We start from the raw sequence: 24127 nt of genomic DNA, 5'->3' as shown, positions 1-24127 counted from the left end.
TCTATATTACTTCTTTCGAATCAATAATTTTTTTAATGGCACTTTCGGTCAAAGGCTTAACAATATAGTCTTTTACTAATTTATAGTCTTTAGCTTTTTCCATGTATTTAGGGCTAATAAAAGAACTAGTAATATAAATTTTAATATGCCCTATTTTGTCTTCAGGCAAATCTTTAAATTCTTCTAAAAATGACCAACCATCTCTATTAGGCATATTTAAATCTAAAAAGATGACATCGGGTAATTTTATGTTTTCAACTAATAAACCGATAAGGCCATCGAGAGCCTCTTGTCCACCTGTGTAGTAAAGAATATTATCGCTGAAGTTATGATGCTTTAAAATATTCTTACTGCTAATAGAAAAAAATTCGTCATCATCAATAATACAACAACTAGAAAATATACTCATTTTTAATTATTTCAAAAGTAGACCTACCTTGATTGGATTTTAGGTTGTCAAGTCTGTAATCAATTATATTTGACTAAATTATATAATTTACTAATTGCTAATAGTTGACAAAAATAAGTTTCACGTATTTTTATTAACAATAACATTCTTAGAATATTAAGGATTTTAATTTTCAATCAATTTCTATCGTGGCACCTAGTATTTTAGCTAAATCATCTGGGGTAATGGGTTTTAGGATGTAAGTATCTACTTGTTCATAATCTTTAACCCGTTCTAAATCTCTTGGATCCACAGAAGAACTAATAATGTAGATTACAATTTTCTTTGACCTTGGATTTTTACAGTTTTTAAACTCATCTAGAAATTCCCAACCATTCATTATTGGCATGTTGAGGTCTAAAAATATGACATCTGGTAATGGTTCGTTGGCAATGCATGTTCTCATGAGTCCGTCAAGAGCTTCTTGACCATTAGAATAAACGGTAATAGATTTAGCAAAATCTACTTCTTTTATGATTCTTTTGGTTCCATAAACGAAAATAGGGTCGTCATCTATGATGCAACATATTTTAACACTTTTCATAATCTTTTAATTAACCTTGTTTAAGTTTAATAAACATGGTGGTTCCTTTGTCAACTTCACTTTTGATATTAATACTACCGCTCATTGATTCTACTTGGTTTTTTGTAATAAATAGACCTATACCCTTTGCGTCTTTATGGCTATGAAAAGTTTTGTACATGCCAAATATGTTTTTGCCATGTCTCTCTAAATCTATTCCCTGACCATTATCGGTAAATGTTATAAGAACATGGTCATTTTTTAATTTTGATTCTATTTCAATTAAAGGAGTGCGTTCTGGCGAGCTATATTTTAGTGCATTTGTAAGAATGTTTAAAAATATACTTTCTAGGTAGGCAGGTACTGCATTTACAAAATGGGTCTTTGAAACATCTATTTTTAATATAGCACTTTGTTTTTCAAGTATGCCGTTTATGCTTTTTGTAATTTGGTTAATAGTATTGAGAACGCTAATACTTTGTGATTTTTCAAGCGCCCCGGTCTTCACCTGTACCACGTCGTTTAAATGTGCAATTGTTTCAGATAAACTTTCGGTGGCACTAACCATCATTTTATTTAAATTTTTACGCTCGTCTTCATCTTCTTCCTCGTTTAAGAACTTGGTCAGCATGGTCATATTTGTTGAATGTGACCTTAAATTGTGTGAAACGATATGGGCAAAATTGGTAAGACTTTCGTTTTGGCTTTTGGTAACTTCAACAAGGCCTTCAAGTTTTTTTTGCGATTCAATTCTACTCGTAATATCTAAAAATTGAGTGATCGCATGACTAGGTTTGCCGTTATCATCTTTCACCGGTGTCACGCCAATTATAGCATGTACAATATTTCCATTTTTGTGAAAATATCTTTTTTGTATATGTAAATTTCTGTTTTTTCCGTTGAACACTTTGGTTTTAAAGGTTTTGCTATTTGGTAAATCGTCAGGATGTGTAATATCCGTTGTTTTAATTTTTAGCAGTTCATCTTCAGAGTATCCTAAGCTATGGCATAAACTTTTGTTCACTTTTAGCCATTTAAGATCAGAACCGACTAAGGCCATACCAATTGCAGAATGCTCAAATGTTTCTGTAAATGATTTTGTACTTCTAGCTAATTTAAGTTCGGCACTACGTAGTTCAGTAATATCCCAATTTGCACCAGTCATCTTAACAGGCTTGCCATTTAGACCTTTAATTGTTTTAGATAAGCCTCTAATGTGCCTGATATATCCGTTTTGATGCACTATTCTAAATTCTTCATCAAAATCTTTTATGCCTTCAATGGCTTTCTTGGTCGCTAATAGTACGCGATCTTTATCTTTAGGATGTATTGTAGATGACCAAGCCTCAAAAGCTCCGGAAAACTGGTTTTCCTTCACATCAAAAATTCGATACATTTCATTATCCCATTTTAAGTTTTTTGCAATTAAATCATAATCCCAAGTACCTATTTGCGCAGTTTGGGTAGTGATTTTTAGTCGCTCTGAGATTTCTTGATGAGCTAATTCAATTTTCTTTCGCTCATCTATATCTTGAAATGTACCTACTAGCCTAACTGTTTTTCCATTTAATATCTCAACTTCGCCCTTTGCACATACCCATACTTCATTTCCTTTGGCAGTAATAATTATGAGTTCGGTATCAAAAGGTTTCCCTTCGGCAATTGCGGTGCTTACTAAATAAGTAATTTTATCCCTATGAATTCCTTCTTTGTAAAAATCTATTCCTTCTTCTAAATTTGGAACAAAATCCTGGTCTACTTCATGAATATCTTTTGTTGTTTTTGTCCAATGTACCGTGTTGTTAATTAAATCTAGTTCCCAACAACCTATTCTGGCAACTTCTTCAGCTTTATGTAATAGCTCAAGTTCTTTCTGTCCGGTCGTAATGTCCTCTAAAAATATAATAGCTCCATCAAAACCTTGGTTCTCAATTTTAGAAGGTATAATTTTCCATTTCAGCCATTGTAATTTGCCGTTTGGCAAAATAAATTTTTGACCATTGTTTTCATGCTCTTTTCCATTTAAACCTTCATTTACGGCAGTTTTGAAAAGTTCAGGGGTTTCAATTATACTATTAAATAAATTTTTATTGAAATTATCGGTTTTGTTTAAGCTAAAAGTTTGGTGCCACTGGTTAGAGTAACTTATAAAGTTTAACTTAGTATCGACGATAGCAATTGCATTGGGGGACTCTTTTAAAAGAAAGTCAACGGCTAATGTTTTCAAAAGTTTTTAGAATTTTAATTTTTTAAAGGTACATATTATCTTTAAGGTAGGAAAAAATTGTTAGAGGTAAGAAAATACATCTTAATATGATTGCTTCCGTATTGTCGTGAATGAGAATAATTTATAACACAAATCTATGAACGAGGTTTTTTTTAAAGAGATAAGAGAAGGTAGCTTTAATGAGGTTAAAGCTATGTTAGAGAAGAATCCTATACTCGTCAATAGTAAAGATGCTAGAGGGTCTACACCTTTAATTTTGGCTACATATTATGATGAAATGGAGATTGCAACACTACTATTAGATAAAGGGGCAAAAATCGATGCAATAGATGCATCTGGTAATACAGCGTTAATGGGTGTGTGCTTCAAAGGTTTTGCTGATTTAGTTAAACTATTGATAGACAAGAAGGCGCAACTGAATGAGCGTAATGCTATGGGTGCAACTTGCCTAATTTATGCTGCTCAATTTAATCGTCTAGAAATTGCAAAATTGTTAATCGCTAATGGTGCAGATAAAACCATAAAAGATAATAGAGGAAATAGCGCGTTAGATCATGCAAGAACTCAGGGATTAAACGCTTTTATAGATTTATTGGAGTAATAGTATGATGGAGAAACACAACGGTCGTTTAAAAATTGCCTTAATACAATCTACTTTACATTGGGAAGATCCATATGCCAATAGAGAAATGTTCGGTACCAAAATTGACCAAATAGACGAAGTTGTTGATTTAATTATTTTACCGGAAATGTTTACTACGGGTTTTACAATGTCTCCTGACAATTTAGAAAAAAAAGAAGGAGATACAGCCCTAGATTGGATGAAGAAAATGGCTGCCAATAATAATAGTGCCATAGTGGGTAGTATGGTGTTTTATGATAACGGCAATAATTATAATAGACTCTTCTTTGTAAAGCCAAATGGCGAATATGAAACGTACGATAAGCGGCATACATTCACATTGGCAGGGGAGCATGAAAAATATACGGCAGGTACAGAACGATTAGTAATAGAATATAAAGGTTTTGCTATTTGCCCTTTAGTGTGTTATGATCTACGTTTTCCTGTATGGAGCAGAAATTCAGAAAATTTTGATGTATTATTATATGTTGCAAATTGGCCTGCACCTAGAATAAATGCATGGGATGCACTGTTGAAAGCAAGAGCAATTGAGAATATGGTTTATTGTGTTGGAGTTAATCGTTTAGGCGAAGACAAGGTGGGTCATCAATACCCTGGGCATTCTAGCGTATATGACCCGCTCGGAGAATTAATATCGATTTCTGAGCAGGAAGAAACAATTATTGTTGAGTTGGTAAAAGATGAAATCGATCTGGTGCGAAATAAACTTCGTTTTTTAAATGATAGGGATGAATTTAATCTATTAAATTAAACGTTTCTATTTTTTCCCAATTGGCACGTAGTTCTATTAACGTAGGGTAATAGCTTATTTTTTCAGGTTGTCTATATTCTAAGAAACTACCAGTGTCCCATTTTCCATTACCGTTCATGTCGAATATTACTCTAGCTTGGTATTTACCAGGATTTAAATTGTTGAAAGCATAATCTTGTGGCTCGGTAGCATAAATTTCTCGTTGTAAGTCTCCTTTTTCGTTAGTAAGCTGAACAATTATTGGATAAACAATTGAACCGCCATTTAGATTTAAGGTTAAGTTGCCATAATCTGCAATACTCTTTGTTCGAAAAGAATAAGCAACCGAATCATTAGATGTTTCAAAAAAGTCAGTTACAGCACCTGGTATCAGTTCCATTCTATAGCTTTGGTCGGGATCAATCTTAAAATTGAAATTCAATAAATTTTCAATGGTATCGAGTTTTAAATTATAGGCGATTTCAACAGAATCTTTATCCATCAATTTAATCTTGGTACTATCAAAACTAATTAATGGTGTATTGCTTAAGAGATTAATGGGTTTGTCCATTTCAATATTTCCATTTTGACTCATGGAAATCTTTAAAGAGTCGAACTCAACTTTTCTATTTTTAACTTTGAACGTGTCTTTTACTTTTAAAGACTCATTGGTGATTACAAAAAGAAGAGAGTCCATTTCATACGGTGTAAACCAAAAGTTCAGTGTGTCTTTTTCTCTTTCTTTAACGATTTTTGTTCTGACGGTATCGGGTATTTCGGTAATGGTTTCTATTGAAATTTCGGTACCATCTCCATAATAGCCAAAGCTAATTCTATTACTTGCTTCCATACTTGGTACTGCTACGCCATAATCAGGAATTTCCTTAAATAGATTCAACAAATAAATAGAATCTGTAGGCAAGTTTATAGTATCTCTTACAAAACCTATTTTATCGGTTTTCTGATCGAATAAATTATTGCCTGCGGCATCTTTAATACCGAACAAAGCATATTTGCCTTCTTTTAAATTATTAAGTTTAAATATAACTGCGCTATCAAGCGTATTAGTAATATAATTTGGTGGTCTCTTGTAAACGGTAGAGTCGGTATAACTAGTATCAATTTTATACAGCATTACGCTTACAAAATCGTCGGCTTTCTTTTTGAAAGCATCTTTTACGACACCTGTAAGCGCTAATGAATCAATATAATCGCCAGTAGAAAAAACATAGGTGAAAAACGATTTCGGGTTTTCTTCGTTATTGTCGACAATACCTTGTCCAAAGTTAAAAGTATAGGTCGTATTGGGCTCGAGTGTATCTTTAATAGTGATTTCTACATATTTATTCGCGTTGCCAATAGGTGAAAGCACAGGGGCATTTTTTAAAGGAGGAGAAATTATAAGTTGCTTTTGAATGTCTTTTAGCTTCACTAATTCATCAAAATACAATCTAATTTTTTGCCCCGTAAAGTTGGTTGTTAAATTAGGTGGCTCTGCCCTTGTTAACACTGGAGGTGTAATATCTTTTGGTCCACCGGTAGGTGTGCCCCGTTGTGCACATTGATATGACACCAATACGATGATAAAAACAAATATAAAACCTAAAATTTTTCTGCTCATTAGTGTAATTATCAATCGCAAAGAAACAACATATTTTATAGAAATCTAATTCTATGGAACAACCGCCATACTTGAAATATAAATCTCAACACCTTCGATATCTTTGAAGGTGTTAGCACAAATTTCCATCGTAGCGCCAGTGGTAATCACATCGTCGACTAATAATATGGTTTTGTTTATTAACGTTTCTCCATTTTTGATTTCATATAAAGATCGGTTGTCATACCACCTATTAAGTCTATTTTTCTTGGTTTGTGTTCTTGTATTGGCAGTTTTCACCAGTATATCATCTGTATAGTTGGCATCGATGTGAAAAGCAATTCGCTTCGCGAAAAGTGCCACTTGGTTATAACCTCTCTTTTTAAGTTTTTTTCTGTGTAAAGGAACGGGAATTACAAAGTCGATTTTTGGCAAATGATTTTGTTCTTTTAAAATTTGACCGTGCCAATTGCCTAAAAACTCGCCTATACCTTCTTGATTCTTGTATTTTAAGAAATGAATGAGGTTTTTTACGATTCCAATTTCGGTAAAGAATAGGAATGAATTTGCTTTTTTTATGTTAATTCGACCATAAAAAATACGGTCAACTGCATTTTCATCGTTAAATGTATACTCGGTAAGAGGTAATTGATGTCGGCAAGATGTACAGAGAAGAACCTCTCCTCTATATAATCGTGCATTACATCCAAAACATGATATAGGTAAGAGTATGTTGGTAACATCCTTTAGTATATTTGAAATTCTGTTTTTCATCAAATTTTACAGATTAAACAACCTACAGCCCGCTTTTTAAATGGACAGTCAAGATAATAAATTCAATTATAAAATAATACTAGCAGCTTTCGTTGCAGTTATTATAGCACTTTTAATTGCATTCTACTATAGTTATGCCCAATCAAATGCTCAAATAGATTTTTTAGAGCAAGAGAAAGAAATTCTTGTAAAAGATCTTACCATTATGAAAGCAGATGTAGCTCGCTTATCTGCAAAAAGTGAAATGAACGAAATTGAATTGCAAGATTCTAAATATAGGGTTCAAGAGCTTTTAGATTCTGTTGGGCGATTAAATTTTACTGTTCAAAAGTTAAGAGAATTTAAAACAGAATTACGTAGGTTAGAATCTAAGAACGATAGCTTGCTTTTAAAGAACAATTTCTTACGTTATAACAACATGTTACTTACCGATAAGTATGATGAGTCTCGTAAACAAATTGAAAATCTAAGAACAAACAGCAATTCTTTAGCAGAAGCAGAGGCTTTACAAAGAAGAAAAATATTAGAACTTAATCAGAAATTAAAGACGAAGAGCTATTTGAAAATGGCTAATGCTGAAGGAAGTGGTTTTAGATTAATTCGTGGTACAAGACCAACCAAAACTAACAAGGCATCTATAATTAAAAAATTAAGAGGTTGCGTAACAGTTTTTGCAGATGAGAGTGAAGCTAATAAAGAGAAAGTAATATATCTACAATTTTTAGATCCCAACAAGCAAATTGTTGAAGATAATGCCAATACCATTACCGTAAATGGTAATGTTTACAGCAAAAGAGTCGAGTTTGTTTTTACAGGGTTAGACCAGTTTTTATGCGAGTCTATTACTATACCGGAAGGTTCTTTAATGGAAGGTAATTACACATTAAATGTGTTTGAAGACGAACGTTTAATTACTTCTTCTGAATTTGAATTAAAATAATTATTATTTTTTTGGGCTATTGTTCTATTTTTGCCACATGGCAAAGCAAGAAGATGATTTTAAGCGTGTAATTTCTCACGCAAAGGAATACGGATATGTATTTCAATCTAGTGAAATTTATGATGGTTTAAGTGCTATTTATGATTACGGTCAAAATGGTGTTGAACTTAAAAAGAATATACGCGACTATTGGTGGAAAGCGATGGTGCAGCTCAATGATAATATCGTTGGGTTAGATGCTGCAATTTTCATGCATCCACTAACTTGGAAGGCTTCTGGGCATATAGATGCGTTCAATGATCCCTTAATAGATAATAAAGATTCTAAAAAAAGATATAGAGCAGATGTTTTAGTAGAAGACTATGTTGCTAAAATTGATGCTAAAATTGAAAAAGAGGTCAACAAAGCTGCTAAGCGTTTTGGAGATGCTTTTGATAAAGAACAGTTTTTACAGACAAATCAGCGTGTAGTTGATTATCAGGAACAAGGTAAAACTATTTTAAGCAGATTAGGAAAATCTTTACAGAATGAAGATTTAGCCGATGTAAAAGCGTTAATAGAAGAATTAGATATCGCTTGCCCTATGTCAGGTTCTAAGAATTGGACAGAGGTAAAGCAGTTTAATTTAATGTTTGGTACAAAGTTAGGTGCCAATGCAGAAACTGCAATGGATCTATTTCTTAGACCAGAAACTGCCCAGGGTATTTTTGTAAACTTTTTGAACGTTCAGAAATCTGGTCGTATGAAGCTTCCTTTCGGTATAGCACAGACCGGTAAGGCTTTTAGAAATGAAATTGTTGCAAGACAGTTTATTTTTAGAATGCGTGAGTTCGAACAAATGGAGATGCAATTCTTTATTCAACCAGGTACGCAGAAAGAGTGGTATGAGGTTTGGAAAGAAAAAAGAATGAAGTGGCACTTGTCACTTGGTTTAGGTCAAGAGAACTATCGTTTTCATGATCATGAGAAATTAGCACATTACGCAGATGCGGCATCAGATATTGAATTTCGTTTTCCATTCGGATTTAAAGAATTAGAAGGAATTCATTCTCGTACCGATTTTGATTTAAGCAGTCATGAGAAATTCTCTGGTAAGAAATTACAGTATTTTGATCATGAAGTAAATAAGAACTATGTGCCTTATGTATTAGAAACTTCTATTGGTTTGGATAGAATGTTCTTGGCAGTATTCTCTAATTCACTTAAAGAGGAAGAATTGGAGAACAATACGACCAGAACGGTTCTTAAATTACCAGCTGTCTTGGCACCGGTGAAAGCTGCTATTTTACCTTTACTTAAAAAGGATGGTTTACCAGAAATTGCTCACCAAATTATAGATGATCTTAAATGGGATTTTAATGTTATTTATGATGAGAAAGATGCTGTAGGTAGACGCTATAGAAGACAAGATGCCAATGGTACTCCTTTCTGTATTACTGTTGACCACCAATCGTTGGAAGACCAAACGGTTACCATTAGACATAGAGATTCTATGGAGCAAGAACGTGTTGCTATATCTGCACTGAACGGTATTATACATGATGCAGTCGATATGAAAACATGGTTGAAGAAAATGGAATAAATTAAAGAGTGTAAGTCAACTTTACACCACCAAAATAATTAATAGTGTTCCCAGGGTAGAAATACCTTGGAGCATTTCCTCCAAATCCGGTAGCGTTTATTAGTACAGACTGCGCGTACTTTTTATTTGTTAGGTTGTTGATACCAAAATCTAAACCTACACGTAGTTTTTCCGTGATTTGATTTTTGTAACCTGTTTTAATGTTTAGTAAATTAAAAGAGTCGCTATAAAGTGAATTCGCATCTGTTAAAGGTATTTCATCTACATATTGATGGGTTAAATTGACAAATAGCCCGTTTCCAAAATTGGTTTGAATTCCTGAATTTACTTTGTTTTTAGGTACACCTGTTAAAGCATTTTCAGAGTAATCCTCATCAACTTCCTCATCTGTGAAATCAACAAATTTATGGTTGCTGTAGGTGTAACTTATAAATGGTGAAATTGTTATTTTATTGGTTAAGTTAAAGCGATAGCTCCAATCTAGATCAATACCTTGATGTTTTGTCTTACCTGCATTACGCCCAATATACTGGTTGTCGCCAACACGTTTGGCAACAAGTAGATTTTTAATCGGCATGATATAAGTAGCGACTTCTAATTTTAGTCTATTGTCTTTGCTTTGATGTTTAATACCAATTTCGTAGTTTGTGCCAGTCTCTTGAACAATATCAGGATTTATGATTCCGTCAGGTGTTAGCGTTTCTTCTAAACCAGGGTTTGAAAATCCGCGGCTTACATTCGCATAAAGTTGATTCGTTCGTGTAATAGCATAGTTTACATCTAAACTTGGCAAGAATAAAGTTTTAAAATCCCTAAAAGCACTCGTGCTTGTTGCACCAGAGTTGAAAAGATCTCTAAAATCATATTTAGTTTTATTAATGTTTAATCCTAATTGAGCGGTAAACTTGTTCGTAAATGAATACGATGCTGTGGCGTAACCATTGATTTGATTTCGAAATTCTTTATTTTGAGAAAGCCTCTCACCTTGTAGGCTTCCATTACCATTATTTTCTTGATATAGATTATCAAATGTTCCCCAAGAATATTCATCTTTATAAAGTTCGCCGCCAAAAGTGTAGGCTAGCGTATTATCTGAAATAGCAAGATTGCCAGAGAACAATGTTCTAAAACCATAACCATTAGTGTATTCATCTAAAATATTAAATGGTGCAGGTTCATAATGATCTAAATAGGTGTAGAATAGACTAGTGGTGTTTTTAAGTTTAGAATTTGCATAATAGGTATGAGAAAGTCCTATTAGGCTATAGTTGTTGTCTTCGTATCCTTTGGATGATCTCCAAGTAAAGGCAGCTTGTGTTGGGTCTTCATCAAAATCTTCTTGACTTATGGAGCTGGCGATTTGAGCCGAGTAATCAATATGATTTACCAGAAGTCCGATTTCACTTTTATCTGAAAGTTTAAAAATAGTGTTAAGAAGAAATCCGTCACGTTCAAATCTATTGTTTTCACGGTATCCATCTATTTCCATATGACCATATTGAAAGGTCATATAAAAATCTTTTTGTGAATGTGTAAATCCTAAACTGTTTTTAAATAGTCCGTAAGAACCTATCGTAGTATTATTGGTAAACTTGGTAGGTTGGTTGCTTGTTTGTTTCGTGTTTAAAATAATTACTCCACCCAAATTAGTTCCAAATCCTGTTCCTTTAGGTCCTTTAATTACTTCAATTGAAGTAAGGTTTTCAAGATCAAAAGCTTCTATGGTTGACGAACCTGTTCCGTTTGTAATGGGAATGTTGTTGTAGTAAAGTCTTAGCTTGTCTGTACCGTATAATGTTCTAGAACCAACACCCCTAATAGTAATTCTGTTGGTATTCAGCGCTCCAGATAAAGCATAAAGACCGGAAACTTGATTAATGGAGCTTATAAAATCTACGGGACTATAATTGGCAAACGTAGTAGCACCAATAGTTTGCGAAGGTATAATGCCAATAGCCTTTTTAGCGGTTAGCGTATCTACAACAATAACTTCGTTCAATTGGGTTACACTATCATTTTTGACAGTATTTTGCGCAGAAAGGTTTAACGTAGTAAATGATATTATTAGTAATAGTTGAAATATTCTTTTCATAGGTGGTTAAACCTCAAAAATACCTATTAAAAGCGATAACCTAAAGATAAACCGGCTCTGAACATAAAGTCATCTTGAAAATCTTCTGGATTAATGTTTCTGCCCAGTCCGCCATTTAATTCAATGGTAAATTTTTGACTTCTAGTTGCCCATTTATATCCGCCGCCAAGACCAAGTGCTATAGTAGAGTAATCGTAATTTCTATTACCTAAGTTTGCAGTGTCCTCATCATCTTCACCGGTATAATAAAGTCCGAAAACTTCAGCAAAAAGCCCACTTTTTGGTCCGTAGCCAAAGTAAGCCCTCAGGTTAGGTCCTATTCCAAAATTACCGTTGTAATCTGTAGATTTTCCATCAAAATATAGTGTGCCCCCAATACTGGTATCTTCGTTTATGTAATATTCATACCCAAATTCAACAGTAGTGGTTACCAAAAATTGACCAATGTTCAATTTCACTTCATGGCTGTTTTCATCGTTATAATAGGCTTGCGAAAAAGAAGAAGTTGTAATGAATATTAAAAGAGCTGAAAAAATAAACTTGTTCATGAGATGCGTTTTAAAATGCAAATATTTTTTTAAAGCTGTGAAATTATGATTTTAATAGAAAGTATGCACCTTTAATCTTCAACTCTTTTTTATTTTTAAGCCAAAATGAATATAGATGAAGGTCATATCTTATAATGTAAATGGAATTAGGGCAGCGCTAAGAAAGGGTTTTTTAGAATGGTTAGGTACGGTTTCACCAGACGTTGTTTGTCTACAAGAAATTAAGGCTAACGAGGATCAATTAGATCTTACATTGTTTGAAGAAGCGGGTTACAAGTATAATTATTGGTATAGCGCTCAAAAGAAGGGCTATAGTGGTGTCGCTATACTTTCTAAGACCGAGCCAGATGCTGTTGTTTTTGGAACTGGGATCGATTATATGGATTTCGAGGGAAGAAATATACGCGCAGATTTTGGAGATATATCTATCATGAGTATGTATTTACCTTCCGGTACAAATATGCAGCGTTTAGATTTTAAGCTTACGTATATGGCAGATTTTCAAGAGTATACTGAAAAGCTTAAAAAGACGAATCCGAATTTAATAGTTCTTGGAGATTATAATATTTGTCATGAAGCTATAGATATTCATAATCCTGTAGGATTAAAAAACGTATCGGGATTTTTACCTGTAGAAAGGGAATGGATAGGAGATTTCATGAAAAGCGGATTCATAGATAGTTTTAGGGAGTTTAATTCTGAACCGGATAATTATACATGGTGGAGTTATAGAGCCAATGCCAGAAATAACAATAAGGGATGGCGTTTAGACTATGCTATGGTAGCTTCTACCTTGAAAGACAGGCTGTCGAGGTCTGTAATTTTATCAGAAGCAAAGCACAGTGATCATTGCCCTATTTTAATAGAGGTAGAGAGTTAACGAAATGGATACAAGTGCACTAATTATATTTAGTAGTTTTGCGTTTTAATATTGCAAATTTTAAGTAGAATGATCTATACCAATTTACCACATACCGATATTGAAGTAAGTAAAATATGTTTGGGTACAATGACCTGGGGCAATCAAAATACCGAAGAAGAAGGTCATGAGCAAATCAATTATGCTATAGATAAAGGTGTTAATTTTTTAGATACTGCTGAATTGTATCCTGTTCCTGCACATAAAGATAGATATGCCGCTACTGAAAAAATTATAGGTAATTGGTTTAAGAAAAACGGTAATAGAGAAGATATCGTTTTGGCTTCTAAAATTGCTGGGAAAGCCGATATGACGAAGTTTATTCGTACTAGCGGTTTTACTAGAGAATCTATTATTGAAGCTGTAGAGGGAAGTTTACAGCGTTTGCAAACAGATTATATCGATTTGTATCAACTGCATTGGCCAGATAGAAGTACTAATTATTTTGGTCAAAGAGGATATAAACATGATATAGCTGATCATTGGGAAGATAATATTCATCAAGTTTTAGAAACCTTACGTGATTTAATACGCGAGGGTAAAATTAAACATGTGGGTATTTCTAATGAGACACCTTGGGGTACCATGCGCTTTTTAGAAGAAAGTAAAGTTCATGGAACATTACCAAGAACAATAACTGTTCAGAATCCATATAGTTTATTGAACAGATTGTTTGAAGTTGGCATGGCAGAAATTTCTATGCGTGAGCAGGTAGGTTTGTTAGCATACTCTCCAATGGGTTTTGGAGCATTAAGTGGAAAGTATTTAGGAGATAGAATGCCAGAGGGCTCTAGGTTAAGCTTGTTTCCGCAGTATAATAGATATATTGGCGATACTGCTGTTGAGGCGACAAAAAGATATTATGAATTGGCACAAGCCAATGGTTTAACACTTGCGCAAATGGCATTGGCATTTGTAAATACAAGACCTTTTGTAACTAGTACTATAATCGGTGCTACTAGCATAAGGCAATTAGAAGAAAATATTGGCAGTATAGATGTTGATTTGTCTGATAATATTATCGAAAAAATTGAAGCCATTCATAATTCAATACCAAACCCAGCACCATAATATGGGAAGCCTTATTTTGTTAAAAGTCGGATTCGGACAAATAGTCCTCATTTTAGTGGTAATAATAGTGATTATGGTGTTGGCTAGAATAATGAGAGATAAGCGTTAGTTAAATAAATTACCAACAACTTCTTCAATTTTAGAAGCCATCAAGATTTTAATTTTGGTTGATTTAAGACCTATTTTATTACTTTTTGAGATAATAATGGTGTCATAACCTAGTTTTTCGGCTTCAAGAATACGCTGCTCTACCCGTTGTACAGGTCTAATCTCACCAGCTAGACCTACTTCCGCAGCAAAACAAATACCCTTATCAATAGGTATATCTTCATTGCTTGATAAAATAGCTGCAACTACAGCCAAATCAATAGCGGGATCATCTACCGAAATTCCACCGGTTATATTCAAGAATACATCTTTAGCCCCAAGTTTAAAGCCGGCGCGTTTTTCCAATACAGCCAATAACATGTTTAATCTTTTAGCATTGTAGCCAGTTGTAGAACGTTGAGGTGTTCCGTATACAGCTGTGCTGACCAATGCTTGAATTTCTATGAGTAAAGGGCGCATGCCTTCAACTGTCGAGGCGATTGCGGTACCGCTTAGTCCATCGTCATTTTTAGAAATCAATACTTCAGATGGGTTGTTGACTTCACGCAACCCGCTGCCTTGCATTTCATAAATGCCAAGCTCTGCGGTAGAACCGAATCTATTTTTTAACGATCTAAGAATACGGTACACATAATTACGGTCGCCCTCGAACTGTAGCACGGTATCGACCATATGCTCTAGAATTTTAGGACCTGCAATAGATCCATCTTTGGTAATGTGCCCTATGAGTATGACAGGCGTATTGGTTTCTTTAGCAAATTTAATAAGCTCGGCAGTACATTCTCGTATTTGCGAAATACTACCTGCTGCAGATTCGATATAGTCAGAGTGAAGTGTTTGTATTGAGTCGATAACTACAATATCGGGTTCTGTAGCTTCAATCTGTTTAAAAATGTTTTGGGTTTTCGTTTCCGTCAGAATAAAACAGGTTTGGCTGTTCGGGTGAATTCTATCGGCACGCATTTTAATTTGTTTTTGGCTTTCTTCACCAGAAACATATAGCGTTTTATAAGGTAATTTTAATGCTATTTGAAGCAGCAGTGTACTTTTGCCCACACCAGGTTCGCCACCAAGCAGGACTAGTGCACCAGGTACTAGACCACCCCCAAGAACTCTATTAAATTCGAGGTCGAAAGTATTTAGGCGTACTTCTTTTTCAATACTGATTTCATTCACCAAAAGAGGTTTAGAAACTCTTTTTGATGTTTGAGAGGGGGTTTTCCAACTTGCTTTCTCTTCTTTTTGCACCACCTCTTCAACAACGGTGTTCCATTGTTTACAGGCAGAACATTGCCCTACCCATTTGGCATATTGAGTACCACAATTTTGACAAAAAAATGCAGTTTTAGTTTTGGCCATCTTTAGCTTTTATTGAAAATGCTAAAGGTAGCAAGAAGTTTGAAATGATTATATTTTAGAGTGAAATTATAAGCTAATTTTCACCGGACCGCTCTTTTTTAATAGCACTAAAGGCGAGGAAAAATGATGCCCACGCCATAAATAGGGCAATACCGTTATAGGCTAAAATGAACTCTCCTTTTAAGCCAAAATAAGTAAAGAGCACTCCGGAGAACACGAAGTACATTGCGTCAATTTTAATCATAATTAAGTAGGTTGGGCTAATTTGGGACTAGCCGTTTATTAATATTCTTTAAAAACCGAAATCGGCTTTTATTGCATCCATTTTTTCAAGGGCCATTTCTTTAGTTAAAAAATCTATTTCTTTCATTTGAAAAGATTTTTCAAATGTTTTTAGTGCTTTCTTAGGCTCACCAAGTTGCTCGTAATACTCAGCTTCAAAATAAAAACCTAGCATCGTCTCTGGGTATTCTTTTTTACAAAGGTCAGATAAAGGTTTTAGGGACTCAAAATCTTCTTTCTTACGAGATGCCGCATATATTGCCATAATGTCATTTAGTTCAACAGGCTTAGTAAAGCCGAACATGTCTGAAATACCTTGGTATTTGTTTTCTAAATAGTGATAAACTGGCTCTTCGCTGGTAAGAATTTGAGTTTTATATTCCTTCGGACTGATAGGTTTGAACATTCCGAAGATATTATCAAATGCTTTGCCTATGCCGTAGGTAGCAACAGATATGTGATCTGCATTCGTATACTCATCAAAGAAATAATGCAAAGACTCTTTATCGATAGCCTTTAAGTCTTTATCCATAGCTAAAATTCGCTGCTTGTCATTGCTAGCTTCACCCTCAACGATTAACTGGTAAAAGATTTGATTTTCAAAAGTGCCTAAACGCATAGGTACCCTGCTTTCCATTTCTGGAGCAAGAGTTGGTGAGATACTCACATAGCCATCAAAAATAGAATTGTCTTTGAACAACCAGTAGTTCATGAAATTGGCTGTAATATCATACCCCACAATCATTTTAAAAGGCGCTGTACTATAATTTAGATCTAGGTAGGGTATTAGCTCCATTCCTATAAATTCATAAAAACTTTTTCCTTTTTCTGAAGGTAAACCACTATTTCTATCGAAGGCACAATCTTCATATCTAAGATCATTTTCACTTTGGTTAATACCTACAATAATACTTTGTGGCATGCCATGAAAACGACTATAAAATTTTGAATTTGCCACTACCTGTTCAAAAAGATATTCACCATCAAGTACAATGATCAAAGGGTACTTTTTGGTTTCATCCATATTCTCAGGAAAATAGTAATGTACATCTCTTCGTTCTTGAAGTTTAAAAGATTCGAAGATTTCTTGTGTCACTTGAGCATAGGAGGTTATCCCGAATAAAAGTGCGAATATTAAAGATACATAACGCATAAAAGGTAATTATTAGTTGAAAGTAAACTATTTGTTACTGTTCAATAACGGTAATAGAAGAAAAGATATTGCACCAAAAACAACTATCATAAGTGTCTGGGCGATCCATATAATCCACCCAAAGGCATCACCAGATACTGCACTGATTCCAAAAATTGCCAAAGCACTGCTTACGGCGATGGGATAAAGTCCTATGCCACCATTGGTCGTTGCCATGGCGAAAGCCCCAGCAACAAAGGCTACCAAGAGTTGACTAAGCGTAAGTGAAATAGTTTCTGGGACCGTAAATTTTATTATCCAAAGCATGCCTATATAGCATCCCCAAATGAAAAAAGTATGAAAAATAAATAGCCATTTATTTTTCATTTTAAAAATACTGAACACCCCGTCAAGAAGTCCCTTTACAAATGTTTTGATTTTTTGGGCAAACGGTTTTTTTGATTTTTTAATAATAAAAATGAACACAAAGAACAAAGCTATTCCCGCTAATGCCAAAAGTATGAGTCCGGTGGCATTGAAACCACGGTCTTGTAAAATGCCCATAATAATATCGGTCTGTAGCAAAAATGCGATAGCTACTATTAAAAGTAACATAATTACGTCTATCACCCTTTCGGTAACAATAGTGCCAAAGCCTTTCTCAAAAGGAACATTTTCATAAGTTGTCAGTGCTGTAGCCCTTAATATTTCTCCAGTTCTAGGGATGCCTAAGTTGGCAAAATAAGAAGTTAAGATTATTAATATATTGTTTATGAGTTTAGGCTTGTAGCCTAATGGTTCTAGAAGATAGTTCCAACGAACGGCTCTAGAAATATGCCCTAGAATGCCTAATAGAACAGAAAGAAATACATACAGCGGATTTGCTTCTTTAACGTAAAAGATAATTTCCTTTCTATTTTCTGGGGTTGTTGAATTGTAAGAGTACCAAACTAAAAAAACTCCCAATGCAATTGGGAGTATGGTCTTAAGATTTTTTTTTAGGGTATTCGTCAATTTTTAGGTTAAAAGATTATTTGCTTCGTTAGGGAAAACTAAAGAAGGATTGAATTTTTTTGCATCCTCAATATCCATCCAAGTATAAGAAATTAAAATTAAAATATCACCAACAGATACTTTTCTTGCTGCTGCTCCATTTAGTGTAATTTCTCCACTTTTTCTTGGACCGGGTATAATGTAGGTCTCTAATCTTTCACCATTGTTATTATTGACAATCTGAACTTTTTCGCCACGAATAAAATTTGCGGCATCCATTAAATCTTCATCAATCGTTATACTACCTACATAATTAAGGTCGGCACCAGTAACTTTTACTCGATGTATTTTTGATTTAACTACTTCTACTTGCATATCTTGTACTAATTTAAGGCTATGTTATCTATGAGTCTTACGTCTTCAACATAAACGGCAATAAACGCCCTGTATTTTACATTATTTATTTTATTCTGAATTGGGGTCAATGTTTCAACATCTGTTATATCAAAATATTCTAATTGAAATTCGTCAGTTTTTTCAAACTCCTTAAAGACCCAGTCTTTAACGTTTAATGCATTTTCCATGCCAAATTTTATTTTGGCAGTTTTTAATGTTTCATATATAAACGCAGCCCTTTGTCGTATTCTTTTGCTCAACCTTTCGTTTCTTGAACTCATTGCCAAACCATGATTCTCTCGTACTATTTCGCAACCAATTATTTCAACTGGTATATGTTCTATTTCGGTAAGTTTTTGAATGATACGTAATTGTTGAAAATCTTTCTCTCCAAAATAGGCTCTTGTAGGTTTTACAGTTTTTAGAAGCTCTTCGACTATTGTACCGACACCATTAAAATGGTCATCTCTAAATTCACCTTCCATGACTTTGTCAAGTCCTTCAAAATCATAAATTTTTGGTATAACCGTGTCAGGGTATATTTCGGCAACATCAGGTGCAAAAACAATAATGTTAGCTGAAATAGCTGAAATTAATTGAACGTCAGCTACTAAAGTTTTCGGGTATTTGTCTAAATCCTCTTTATTATTAAATTGTGTAGGGTTTACAAAAATACTTACAACTACATTCTTATTTTCTTCAACCGCTCTTTGTATAAGCGATGCATGCCCCTTATGTAGAGCGCCCATAGTGGGTACAAGACCTAAGTCATTATCGTTGCCTAGTTTATTTAGTTCTTCTGTTAGCTTGGTTTTGGTCTGTATTACCGGCATTGAAAAGTTCATTAGCGAGCAAACTTACTATAATTACTGCTAATCTCTATATTTTTTGTAATTTTGCAGTTGCGTTTCAGTGAAAAATAAAATATAACCTTTATGAATGGTAAAAAGATATTATTTGTATCTTCTGAATTAGTTCCTTACTTACCCGAAAACGAAGTTTCCCTAATGTCTTATGAAGCACCTAGAATGGTCAACAGCAATGGTGGTCAGATCAGGATTTTCATGCCTAGATATGGGAACATTAACGAAAGAAGGCATCAATTACACGAAGTAATTAGATTATCAGGTATGAACTTGGTCATCAATGATATGGATATGCCATTGATTATTAAGGTGGCTTCTATACCTAAAGAGAGAATTCAAGTTTACTTCATCGATAACGAAGAGTACTTTAAGCGTAAAGCTACATTTACAGACAAGCAAGGAAATCTATTTCCAGATAACGACCAACGTGCAATATTCTTTGCAAAAGGAGTTATGGAAACTGTGAAAAAATTAAATTGGTCACCAGACATCATTCATGTACATGGATGGATGGCAAGTTTATTACCACTATATCTTAAGAAGTATTATGCAGACGAACCACTTTTTGCAGACAGTAAAATTGTTTTGTCGGTTTACGGTAAAACTTTTGAAGGTTCTTTAGATAAAGATATGGTTAAAAGAATTTCTTTTGATGGTATTCCAGAAGAAGAGATTGCATCTTTAGGTGATCCTACCTATAATAATTTGTTAAAGGTAGCTGTTGATTATTCTGATGCAGTTATTTTAGCTTCGGAAGATATTCCAGAAGAATTAGAAAACCATATTTCCAACCAAGAAAAACCAGTGTTGCCATATGTTCCTGTTCAAGAGTTTGAAGAGGCTTATGCTAATTTTTATAACACCGAAGTTTTAAAATAATCTGAATGAATTTTATTGCTAATTCCGCTCTTCCCAAATTTTCGGGATTGTTATTGATATTGGGTCTTTTAGTTTCTTGTGAGCAAGATTTAACTACTGTAGGGTCTGGTGTAGTTGGTAACCAGCCTTTTACTACTGGTACAGAGGTGTATGATGTTTTTGCATATAATAAGAACATTGAGGCGGTGCAGACCAATAAATTGCCGATATATCAACTGGGTACTTATAATGATCCTATTTATGGTAGAACAGAGGCTTCGGTAACATCGCAACTTTTTCTTAGCGCGGCAAGCCCTTCGTTTGGTAGTTTTTCTCAAGACAAAGAAGATAGAGAGGGTATTACAGATGAATCGATTACAACTGTTCAAGAAAATGAAACTATTAAAGAGGTATATCTTTATATTCCTTTTTTGACAAATACTAGTGCTTTGGATAGTGATGGTGATGGCGTTGCAGATGAATTTGATGCTGAGCCGGATAATAGTGATAATGATAATGATGGCGACGGAGTTTCTAATATTATTGAAACGGCATCTAATACCGATCCGTTAGACGATACTAGTGTAGATGAAGATCGTGATGGTTTAAATGATGGTGATGGTGCAACTATATTCGCAAATAACTTCGCGAAAAAAGTAGAATTAGACAGTATTTATATTAATGGTGAAAACTATGATGATGTATCTAAATCTACATTGCCTTCTTTTAATTTGAAAGTAGAACGGTCAACGTTTTTCTTACGCGACTTGGATCCGAATGCAAGTTTTCAAGAGGCACAAGAGTATTATTCTAATCAGGTTTTTTCGCCAGATTTTGTTACTGGAGAGCCATTGTACGATGGTGTTGTTGAAATTATCGATGAAGAAATATTGATTCAGAACGAAGATGATGAATCTACAGAAGATACAGATGAGTCTGAAACCTTCACGAAACTTCAGCCAGGTATTAGAGTTGCATTAGATAATGAGTTTTTTCAAACTAATATTCTAGATAAAGAAGGTGATTCAGAATTAGTAAGTCAGTCAAATTTCACTGAATTCATTCGTGGACTTCACTTTTCAATTACTGATGATGCGAGTAACGATGTTATGTTATTGTTTGACTTAAAAAGTTCTAATATTACTATGACGTATAGTTATACGAATTACGATACTAATGGTACAACAGACGATACAAGTGACGATAATCCGAATAACATTTTAGAAAAAGATTTTACGTTTTCATTCTTGACGGGCAATACGAGTGGAGCTGTTTCTGGTAATGCGGTTAATACCTTGCTTACAGAAAATTATGGTCCTCAGATTGTACAGGTATTAGATAATGGAGAAAATGCATCAAGAATATATTTAAAAGGAGGTGCGGGTACGTATGCTGAAATTAATCTTTTTGAAGAAGATGGAGGTGAAAGTATTTTGGAGCAGATTAAAAGTGAGAACTGGGTTATAAATGAAGCTAATTTAGTTTTTTACATAGATAGAGATCAATTAGATGCTTCTGGTAGTAAATTAGAGCCACCAAGACTTTACTTATATAATGCAGAGAATAAATTTCCTTTGATAAATACGTTGACAGAGCAAACAGATCTAGAATCACCTTCTTTATTTGGAGCTTATCTTAATTATGATGGCATTATAGAAAAATCTAACGATAAAGGTGTAAAGTACTCTGTCAAAATAACAGACCATATCAATAATATGGTGGTTAGAGATTCTACGAATGCAACATTGGCATTGACATTGACTACCAATATTCAAAACTGGAGTATTGCTGATGCGCAAGTTGTAGGGGGAGAAGAAAGATTGGCAATGACTTCTACAGTTACTCCATTAAGTACAGTTTTATTTGGAAGTAATCTAGAGGCAACAGATCCTGATTTTGATAAAAGGTTAAAGCTTGAAATATCGTATACTAAAGCAGATTAGAAAAAGAATTTAGTTTTAGTTTTTTATTTACAGTTTTTATACCACTTCCGAATTATTTACGTTGTATAACCTAAATAGGCTAAATTTTGGGCTAGTTCGTATATCTAATGTTCTAAAAATTAGATAAAATTTTCAAATTGATAGTATTATGTGTGGAATTGTAGGTTACATAGGATATAGGGAAGCTTTTCCTATAGTTATAAAAGGACTTCAAAGATTAGAATATCGTGGTTACGATAGTGCTGGTATTGCATTGTTTGATGGTAACCAAATCAATCTAGCCAAAACAAAAGGGAAGGTTGAAGATTTAAAAAATAAAGCTAAGGAGATTTCTCAAAAGGGTAGTATCGGCATAGGTCATACCCGTTGGGCAACACATGGTGTTCCAAATGACGTTAATTCTCACCCTCATTATTCTAACTCAGGGGAATTAGTGATTATCCACAATGGTATTATTGAGAATTATGAGGCCATAAAACAAGAGTTAACCAAACGTGGATATGTTTTTCACTCAGACACAGATACTGAGGTATTAATAAATCTAATTGAAGAAGTTAAGAAAACTGAAGGTGTGAAATTAGGTAAAGCAGTTCAGATAGCACTTAACCAAGTGGTAGGTGCGTATGCAATTGCTGTATTTGATAAAGAAAAGCCAGATGAAATAGTTGTTGCCAAATTAGGTAGTCCTTTAGCTATTGGTATTGGTGAAGAAGAATTTTTTATCGCTTCAGATGCTTCTCCGTTTATTGAGTTTACTAATAATGCCGTTTATCTTGAAGATGAAGAAATGGCTATTATTAGATTAGGAAAAGAAATTAAGCTTCGAAAAATTAAGGATGATGCAGTAGCATACCCAAGAATTTTAGAGCTTCAAATGAATCTTGAGGAAATAGAGAAAGGTGGTTATGATCACTTTATGTTGAAAGAGATTTATGAGCAGCCTAGAGCTATAAAAGATACATATAGAGGTCGCTTGTTGGCTGATCAAGGTATAATTAGAATGGCAGGTATCGACCTGAACATGGAAAAATTCTTAAATGCCAATAGAATTATTATAGTAGCATGTGGTACCTCATGGCACGCTGGTTTGGTTGCTGAGTATATATTTGAAGATTTGGCAAGAATTCCTGTAGAGGTAGAATATGCATCTGAATTTAGATATAGAAATCCTGTTATTACAGATAAAGATGTTTTAATCGCTATTTCACAATCTGGTGAAACTGCAGATACTTTAGCAGCAATTAAATTAGCTAAAGAAAAAGGTGCTTTCGTTTTTGGAGTTTGTAATGTGGTTGGTTCTTCTATTGCAAGAGAAACTGATGCTGGTGCGTATACGCACGCAGGACCTGAAATCGGTGTGGCATCTACCAAAGCATTTACCACGCAAATTACGGTTCTAACCTTAATGGCGTTAAAATTGGCGAAAGCAAAAGGTGTTTTTTCTGAATCAAGGTATCATGAGTACTTAACAGAATTGGAAACTATTCCAAATAAAGTTGAAAAGGCATTAGAATCGAATACATTGATTGAAATTATCGCTGATGTATACAAAGATTCAACAAACTGTCTTTATTTAGGTAGGGGTTATAATTTTCCTGTAGCCTTAGAGGGTGCTCTTAAATTAAAAGAGATTAGTTACATTCATGCAGAGGGTTACCCTGCTGCAGAAATGAAGCACGGACCTATAGCCTTGATCGACGAGCATATGCCGGTTTTCGTAATAGCAACTAAAAAGGGGCATTATGAAAAAGTGGTAAGTAATATTCAAGAAATTAAATCTAGAAAAGGTAAAATCATAGCAATTGTTACCGAAGGTGATGAGCAGGTTAAAGATTTGGCTGACCATGTTATTGAGGTACCAGAAACTTTAGAAAGCTTAACGCCGTTATTAACAACAATTCCTCTGCAATTACTTTCTTATCATATTGCAGTAATGAGAGGCTGTAATGTTGATCAACCCAGAAATCTTGCCAAATCGGTTACGGTAGAATAAAAAATAAATTTTAGTACATTATAAAGGGGCGTGATTCATTTCACGCCCCTTTTTTCATTTGTATGTTGTTCTTTTCTATGTAGATAAATCAATTTTTAAA

General features: G+C 34.1%; 22 protein-coding genes. 9 read left to right on the top strand and 13 right to left on the bottom strand.

What is annotated here, in order from left to right; genetic code table 11:
• Position 1: 1 nt before the first annotated feature.
• From DFQ03_RS15480 to DFQ03_RS15470, 3 genes are all read right to left on the bottom strand, one after another.
• On the bottom strand, positions 2-409 hold the full coding sequence (locus DFQ03_RS15480) for a response regulator (RefSeq protein WP_133674151.1): 408 nt from the start codon (positions 407-409) through the stop codon (positions 2-4).
• Positions 410-581: 172 nt separating this feature from the next.
• A complete protein-coding gene (locus tag DFQ03_RS15475) occupies positions 582-992 on the bottom strand; it encodes a response regulator (RefSeq protein WP_133674150.1) in 411 nt (136 codons plus the stop codon).
• A gap of 10 nt (positions 993-1002) precedes the next feature.
• Positions 1003-3198, bottom strand: coding sequence for a sensor histidine kinase (locus tag DFQ03_RS15470; RefSeq protein WP_133674149.1), 2196 nt, complete (start codon positions 3196-3198; stop codon positions 1003-1005).
• 136 nt (positions 3199-3334) lie between these two features.
• On the opposite strand from DFQ03_RS15470, the gene DFQ03_RS15465 reads away from it, so the two are divergent.
• Together DFQ03_RS15465 and DFQ03_RS15460 are read left to right on the top strand one after the other, a co-directional pair.
• Positions 3335-3799, top strand: a complete 465-nt coding sequence (locus tag DFQ03_RS15465) for an ankyrin repeat domain-containing protein (protein WP_133674148.1) — start codon at positions 3335-3337, stop codon at positions 3797-3799.
• Between the two features lie 4 nt (positions 3800-3803).
• Positions 3804-4592 carry an amidohydrolase gene (locus tag DFQ03_RS15460; RefSeq protein WP_317128188.1) on the top strand — a complete coding sequence of 263 codons (789 nt, stop codon included), beginning with the start codon at positions 3804-3806 and terminating at the stop codon, positions 4590-4592.
• Here DFQ03_RS15460 and DFQ03_RS15455 read toward each other — a convergent pair.
• Complete coding sequence (locus DFQ03_RS15455) at positions 4576-6192, bottom strand: Ig-like domain-containing protein (RefSeq protein ID WP_133674147.1); 1617 nt, start codon at positions 6190-6192, stop codon at positions 4576-4578. The two genes, DFQ03_RS15460 and DFQ03_RS15455, sit on opposite strands and share 17 nt — an antisense overlap.
• 51 nt (positions 6193-6243) lie before the next feature.
• A complete protein-coding gene (locus tag DFQ03_RS15450; RefSeq protein ID WP_133674146.1) occupies positions 6244-6945 on the bottom strand; it encodes a ComF family protein in 702 nt (233 codons plus the stop codon).
• 40 nt (positions 6946-6985) lie between these two features.
• Here DFQ03_RS15450 and DFQ03_RS15445 point away from each other — a divergent pair, with 40 nt between their 5' ends.
• A complete protein-coding gene (locus DFQ03_RS15445; protein ID WP_133674145.1) occupies positions 6986-7885 on the top strand; it encodes a hypothetical protein in 900 nt (299 codons plus the stop codon).
• 37 nt (positions 7886-7922) lie between these two features.
• Positions 7923-9467 carry a glycine--tRNA ligase gene (locus DFQ03_RS15440; RefSeq protein ID WP_133674144.1) on the top strand — a complete coding sequence of 515 codons (1545 nt, stop codon included), beginning with the start codon at positions 7923-7925 and terminating at the stop codon, positions 9465-9467.
• A gap of 1 nt (position 9468) precedes the next feature.
• Here the strand turns inward: DFQ03_RS15440 and DFQ03_RS15435 are convergent, their stop codons facing one another.
• Positions 9469-11559, bottom strand: a complete 2091-nt coding sequence (locus DFQ03_RS15435) for a TonB-dependent receptor family protein (protein WP_133674143.1) — start codon at positions 11557-11559, stop codon at positions 9469-9471.
• 26 nt (positions 11560-11585) lie between these two features.
• Positions 11586-12107 (bottom strand): DUF3575 domain-containing protein, encoded by a 522-nt coding sequence (locus tag DFQ03_RS15430; RefSeq protein WP_133674142.1) that lies wholly within the window; start codon positions 12105-12107, stop codon positions 11586-11588.
• A gap of 115 nt (positions 12108-12222) precedes the next feature.
• Between DFQ03_RS15430 and DFQ03_RS15425 the strand changes: the two genes are divergently transcribed.
• Positions 12223-12987 carry an exodeoxyribonuclease III gene (locus DFQ03_RS15425; RefSeq protein WP_133674141.1) on the top strand — a complete coding sequence of 255 codons (765 nt, stop codon included), beginning with the start codon at positions 12223-12225 and terminating at the stop codon, positions 12985-12987.
• Between the two features lie 69 nt (positions 12988-13056).
• Entirely contained in the window at positions 13057-14097 is a 1041-nt protein-coding gene (locus tag DFQ03_RS15420; protein ID WP_133674140.1) for an aldo/keto reductase, read from the top strand.
• Positions 14098-14202: 105 nt separating this feature from the next.
• Here the strand turns inward: DFQ03_RS15420 and radA are convergent, their stop codons facing one another.
• The 6 genes from radA to panC all read right to left on the bottom strand — a co-directional run bounded on the left by radA (position 14203) and on the right by panC (position 19212).
• Positions 14203-15564: a DNA repair protein RadA gene (gene radA / locus DFQ03_RS15415; protein ID WP_133674139.1), complete on the bottom strand. Its 1362-nt coding sequence runs from the start codon at positions 15562-15564 to the stop codon at positions 14203-14205.
• A 73-nt stretch (positions 15565-15637) separates the two neighbouring features.
• The gene (locus DFQ03_RS18885) at positions 15638-15808 is read right to left on the bottom strand and encodes a hypothetical protein (protein WP_166637482.1); all 171 of its coding nucleotides are present in this window, start codon (positions 15806-15808) and stop codon (positions 15638-15640) included.
• A 48-nt stretch (positions 15809-15856) separates the two neighbouring features.
• A complete protein-coding gene (locus DFQ03_RS15410; protein ID WP_133674138.1) occupies positions 15857-16999 on the bottom strand; it encodes an alpha/beta hydrolase in 1143 nt (380 codons plus the stop codon).
• 27 nt (positions 17000-17026) lie between these two features.
• A complete protein-coding gene (locus tag DFQ03_RS15405) occupies positions 17027-17992 on the bottom strand; it encodes a lysylphosphatidylglycerol synthase transmembrane domain-containing protein (RefSeq protein WP_133674137.1) in 966 nt (321 codons plus the stop codon).
• Positions 17993-17995: 3 nt separating this feature from the next.
• Positions 17996-18346, bottom strand: coding sequence for an aspartate 1-decarboxylase (panD, locus tag DFQ03_RS15400; RefSeq protein WP_027065788.1), 351 nt, complete (start codon positions 18344-18346; stop codon positions 17996-17998).
• An 8-nt stretch (positions 18347-18354) separates the two neighbouring features.
• Positions 18355-19212 carry a pantoate--beta-alanine ligase gene (gene panC, locus DFQ03_RS15395; protein ID WP_243834519.1) on the bottom strand — a complete coding sequence of 286 codons (858 nt, stop codon included), beginning with the start codon at positions 19210-19212 and terminating at the stop codon, positions 18355-18357.
• A 90-nt stretch (positions 19213-19302) separates the two neighbouring features.
• On the opposite strand from panC, the gene DFQ03_RS15390 reads away from it, so the two are divergent.
• The 3 genes from DFQ03_RS15390 (at position 19303) to glmS (ending at position 24027) form a co-directional block, all read left to right on the top strand.
• Positions 19303-20112: a glycogen/starch synthase gene (locus tag DFQ03_RS15390; RefSeq protein WP_133674136.1), complete on the top strand. Its 810-nt coding sequence runs from the start codon at positions 19303-19305 to the stop codon at positions 20110-20112.
• Positions 20113-20117: 5 nt separating this feature from the next.
• On the top strand, positions 20118-22034 hold the full coding sequence (locus tag DFQ03_RS15385) for a DUF4270 domain-containing protein (protein WP_133674135.1): 1917 nt from the start codon (positions 20118-20120) through the stop codon (positions 22032-22034).
• A 148-nt stretch (positions 22035-22182) separates the two neighbouring features.
• A complete protein-coding gene (glmS, locus tag DFQ03_RS15380) occupies positions 22183-24027 on the top strand; it encodes a glutamine--fructose-6-phosphate transaminase (isomerizing) (RefSeq protein WP_133674134.1) in 1845 nt (614 codons plus the stop codon).
• The last annotated feature ends 100 nt before the right edge of the window (positions 24028-24127 follow it).

It is taken from the genome of Maribacter caenipelagi, from assembly GCF_004364175.1.
Classification (GTDB): Bacteria; Bacteroidota; Bacteroidia; order Flavobacteriales; family Flavobacteriaceae; genus Maribacter; species Maribacter caenipelagi.
This window is presented reverse-complemented; position numbering and strand designations above follow the sequence as displayed.

What these genes read in the sequence shown, in the direction of transcription:
- DFQ03_RS15480 (WP_133674151.1), bottom strand. Translation starts at nt 409, where the DNA reads ATGAGTATATTTTCTAGTTGTTGTATTATTGATGATGACGAATTTTTT.
- DFQ03_RS15475 (WP_133674150.1), bottom strand. Translation starts at nt 992, where the DNA reads ATGAAAAGTGTTAAAATATGTTGCATCATAGATGACGACCCTATTTTC.
- DFQ03_RS15465 (WP_133674148.1), top strand. Translation starts at nt 3,335, where the DNA reads ATGAACGAGGTTTTTTTTAAAGAGATAAGAGAAGGTAGCTTTAATGAG.
- DFQ03_RS15460 (WP_317128188.1), top strand. Translation starts at nt 3,804, where the DNA reads ATGATGGAGAAACACAACGGTCGTTTAAAAATTGCCTTAATACAATCT.
- DFQ03_RS15455 (WP_133674147.1), bottom strand. Translation starts at nt 6,192, where the DNA reads ATGAGCAGAAAAATTTTAGGTTTTATATTTGTTTTTATCATCGTATTG.
- DFQ03_RS15450 (WP_133674146.1), bottom strand. Translation starts at nt 6,945, where the DNA reads ATGAAAAACAGAATTTCAAATATACTAAAGGATGTTACCAACATACTC.
- DFQ03_RS15445 (WP_133674145.1), top strand. Translation starts at nt 6,986, where the DNA reads ATGGACAGTCAAGATAATAAATTCAATTATAAAATAATACTAGCAGCT.
- DFQ03_RS15440 (WP_133674144.1), top strand. Translation starts at nt 7,923, where the DNA reads ATGGCAAAGCAAGAAGATGATTTTAAGCGTGTAATTTCTCACGCAAAG.
- DFQ03_RS15435 (WP_133674143.1), bottom strand. Translation starts at nt 11,559, where the DNA reads ATGAAAAGAATATTTCAACTATTACTAATAATATCATTTACTACGTTA.
- DFQ03_RS15430 (WP_133674142.1), bottom strand. Translation starts at nt 12,107, where the DNA reads ATGAACAAGTTTATTTTTTCAGCTCTTTTAATATTCATTACAACTTCT.
- DFQ03_RS15425 (WP_133674141.1), top strand. Translation starts at nt 12,223, where the DNA reads ATGAAGGTCATATCTTATAATGTAAATGGAATTAGGGCAGCGCTAAGA.
- DFQ03_RS15420 (WP_133674140.1), top strand. Translation starts at nt 13,057, where the DNA reads ATGATCTATACCAATTTACCACATACCGATATTGAAGTAAGTAAAATA.
- radA (WP_133674139.1), bottom strand. Translation starts at nt 15,564, where the DNA reads ATGGCCAAAACTAAAACTGCATTTTTTTGTCAAAATTGTGGTACTCAA.
- DFQ03_RS18885 (WP_166637482.1), bottom strand. Translation starts at nt 15,808, where the DNA reads ATGATTAAAATTGACGCAATGTACTTCGTGTTCTCCGGAGTGCTCTTT.
- DFQ03_RS15410 (WP_133674138.1), bottom strand. Translation starts at nt 16,999, where the DNA reads ATGCGTTATGTATCTTTAATATTCGCACTTTTATTCGGGATAACCTCC.
- panD (WP_027065788.1), bottom strand. Translation starts at nt 18,346, where the DNA reads ATGCAAGTAGAAGTAGTTAAATCAAAAATACATCGAGTAAAAGTTACT.
- panC (WP_243834519.1), bottom strand. Translation starts at nt 19,212, where the DNA reads ATGAACTTTTCAATGCCGGTAATACAGACCAAAACCAAGCTAACAGAA.
- DFQ03_RS15390 (WP_133674136.1), top strand. Translation starts at nt 19,303, where the DNA reads ATGAATGGTAAAAAGATATTATTTGTATCTTCTGAATTAGTTCCTTAC.
- DFQ03_RS15385 (WP_133674135.1), top strand. Translation starts at nt 20,118, where the DNA reads ATGAATTTTATTGCTAATTCCGCTCTTCCCAAATTTTCGGGATTGTTA.
- glmS (WP_133674134.1), top strand. Translation starts at nt 22,183, where the DNA reads ATGTGTGGAATTGTAGGTTACATAGGATATAGGGAAGCTTTTCCTATA.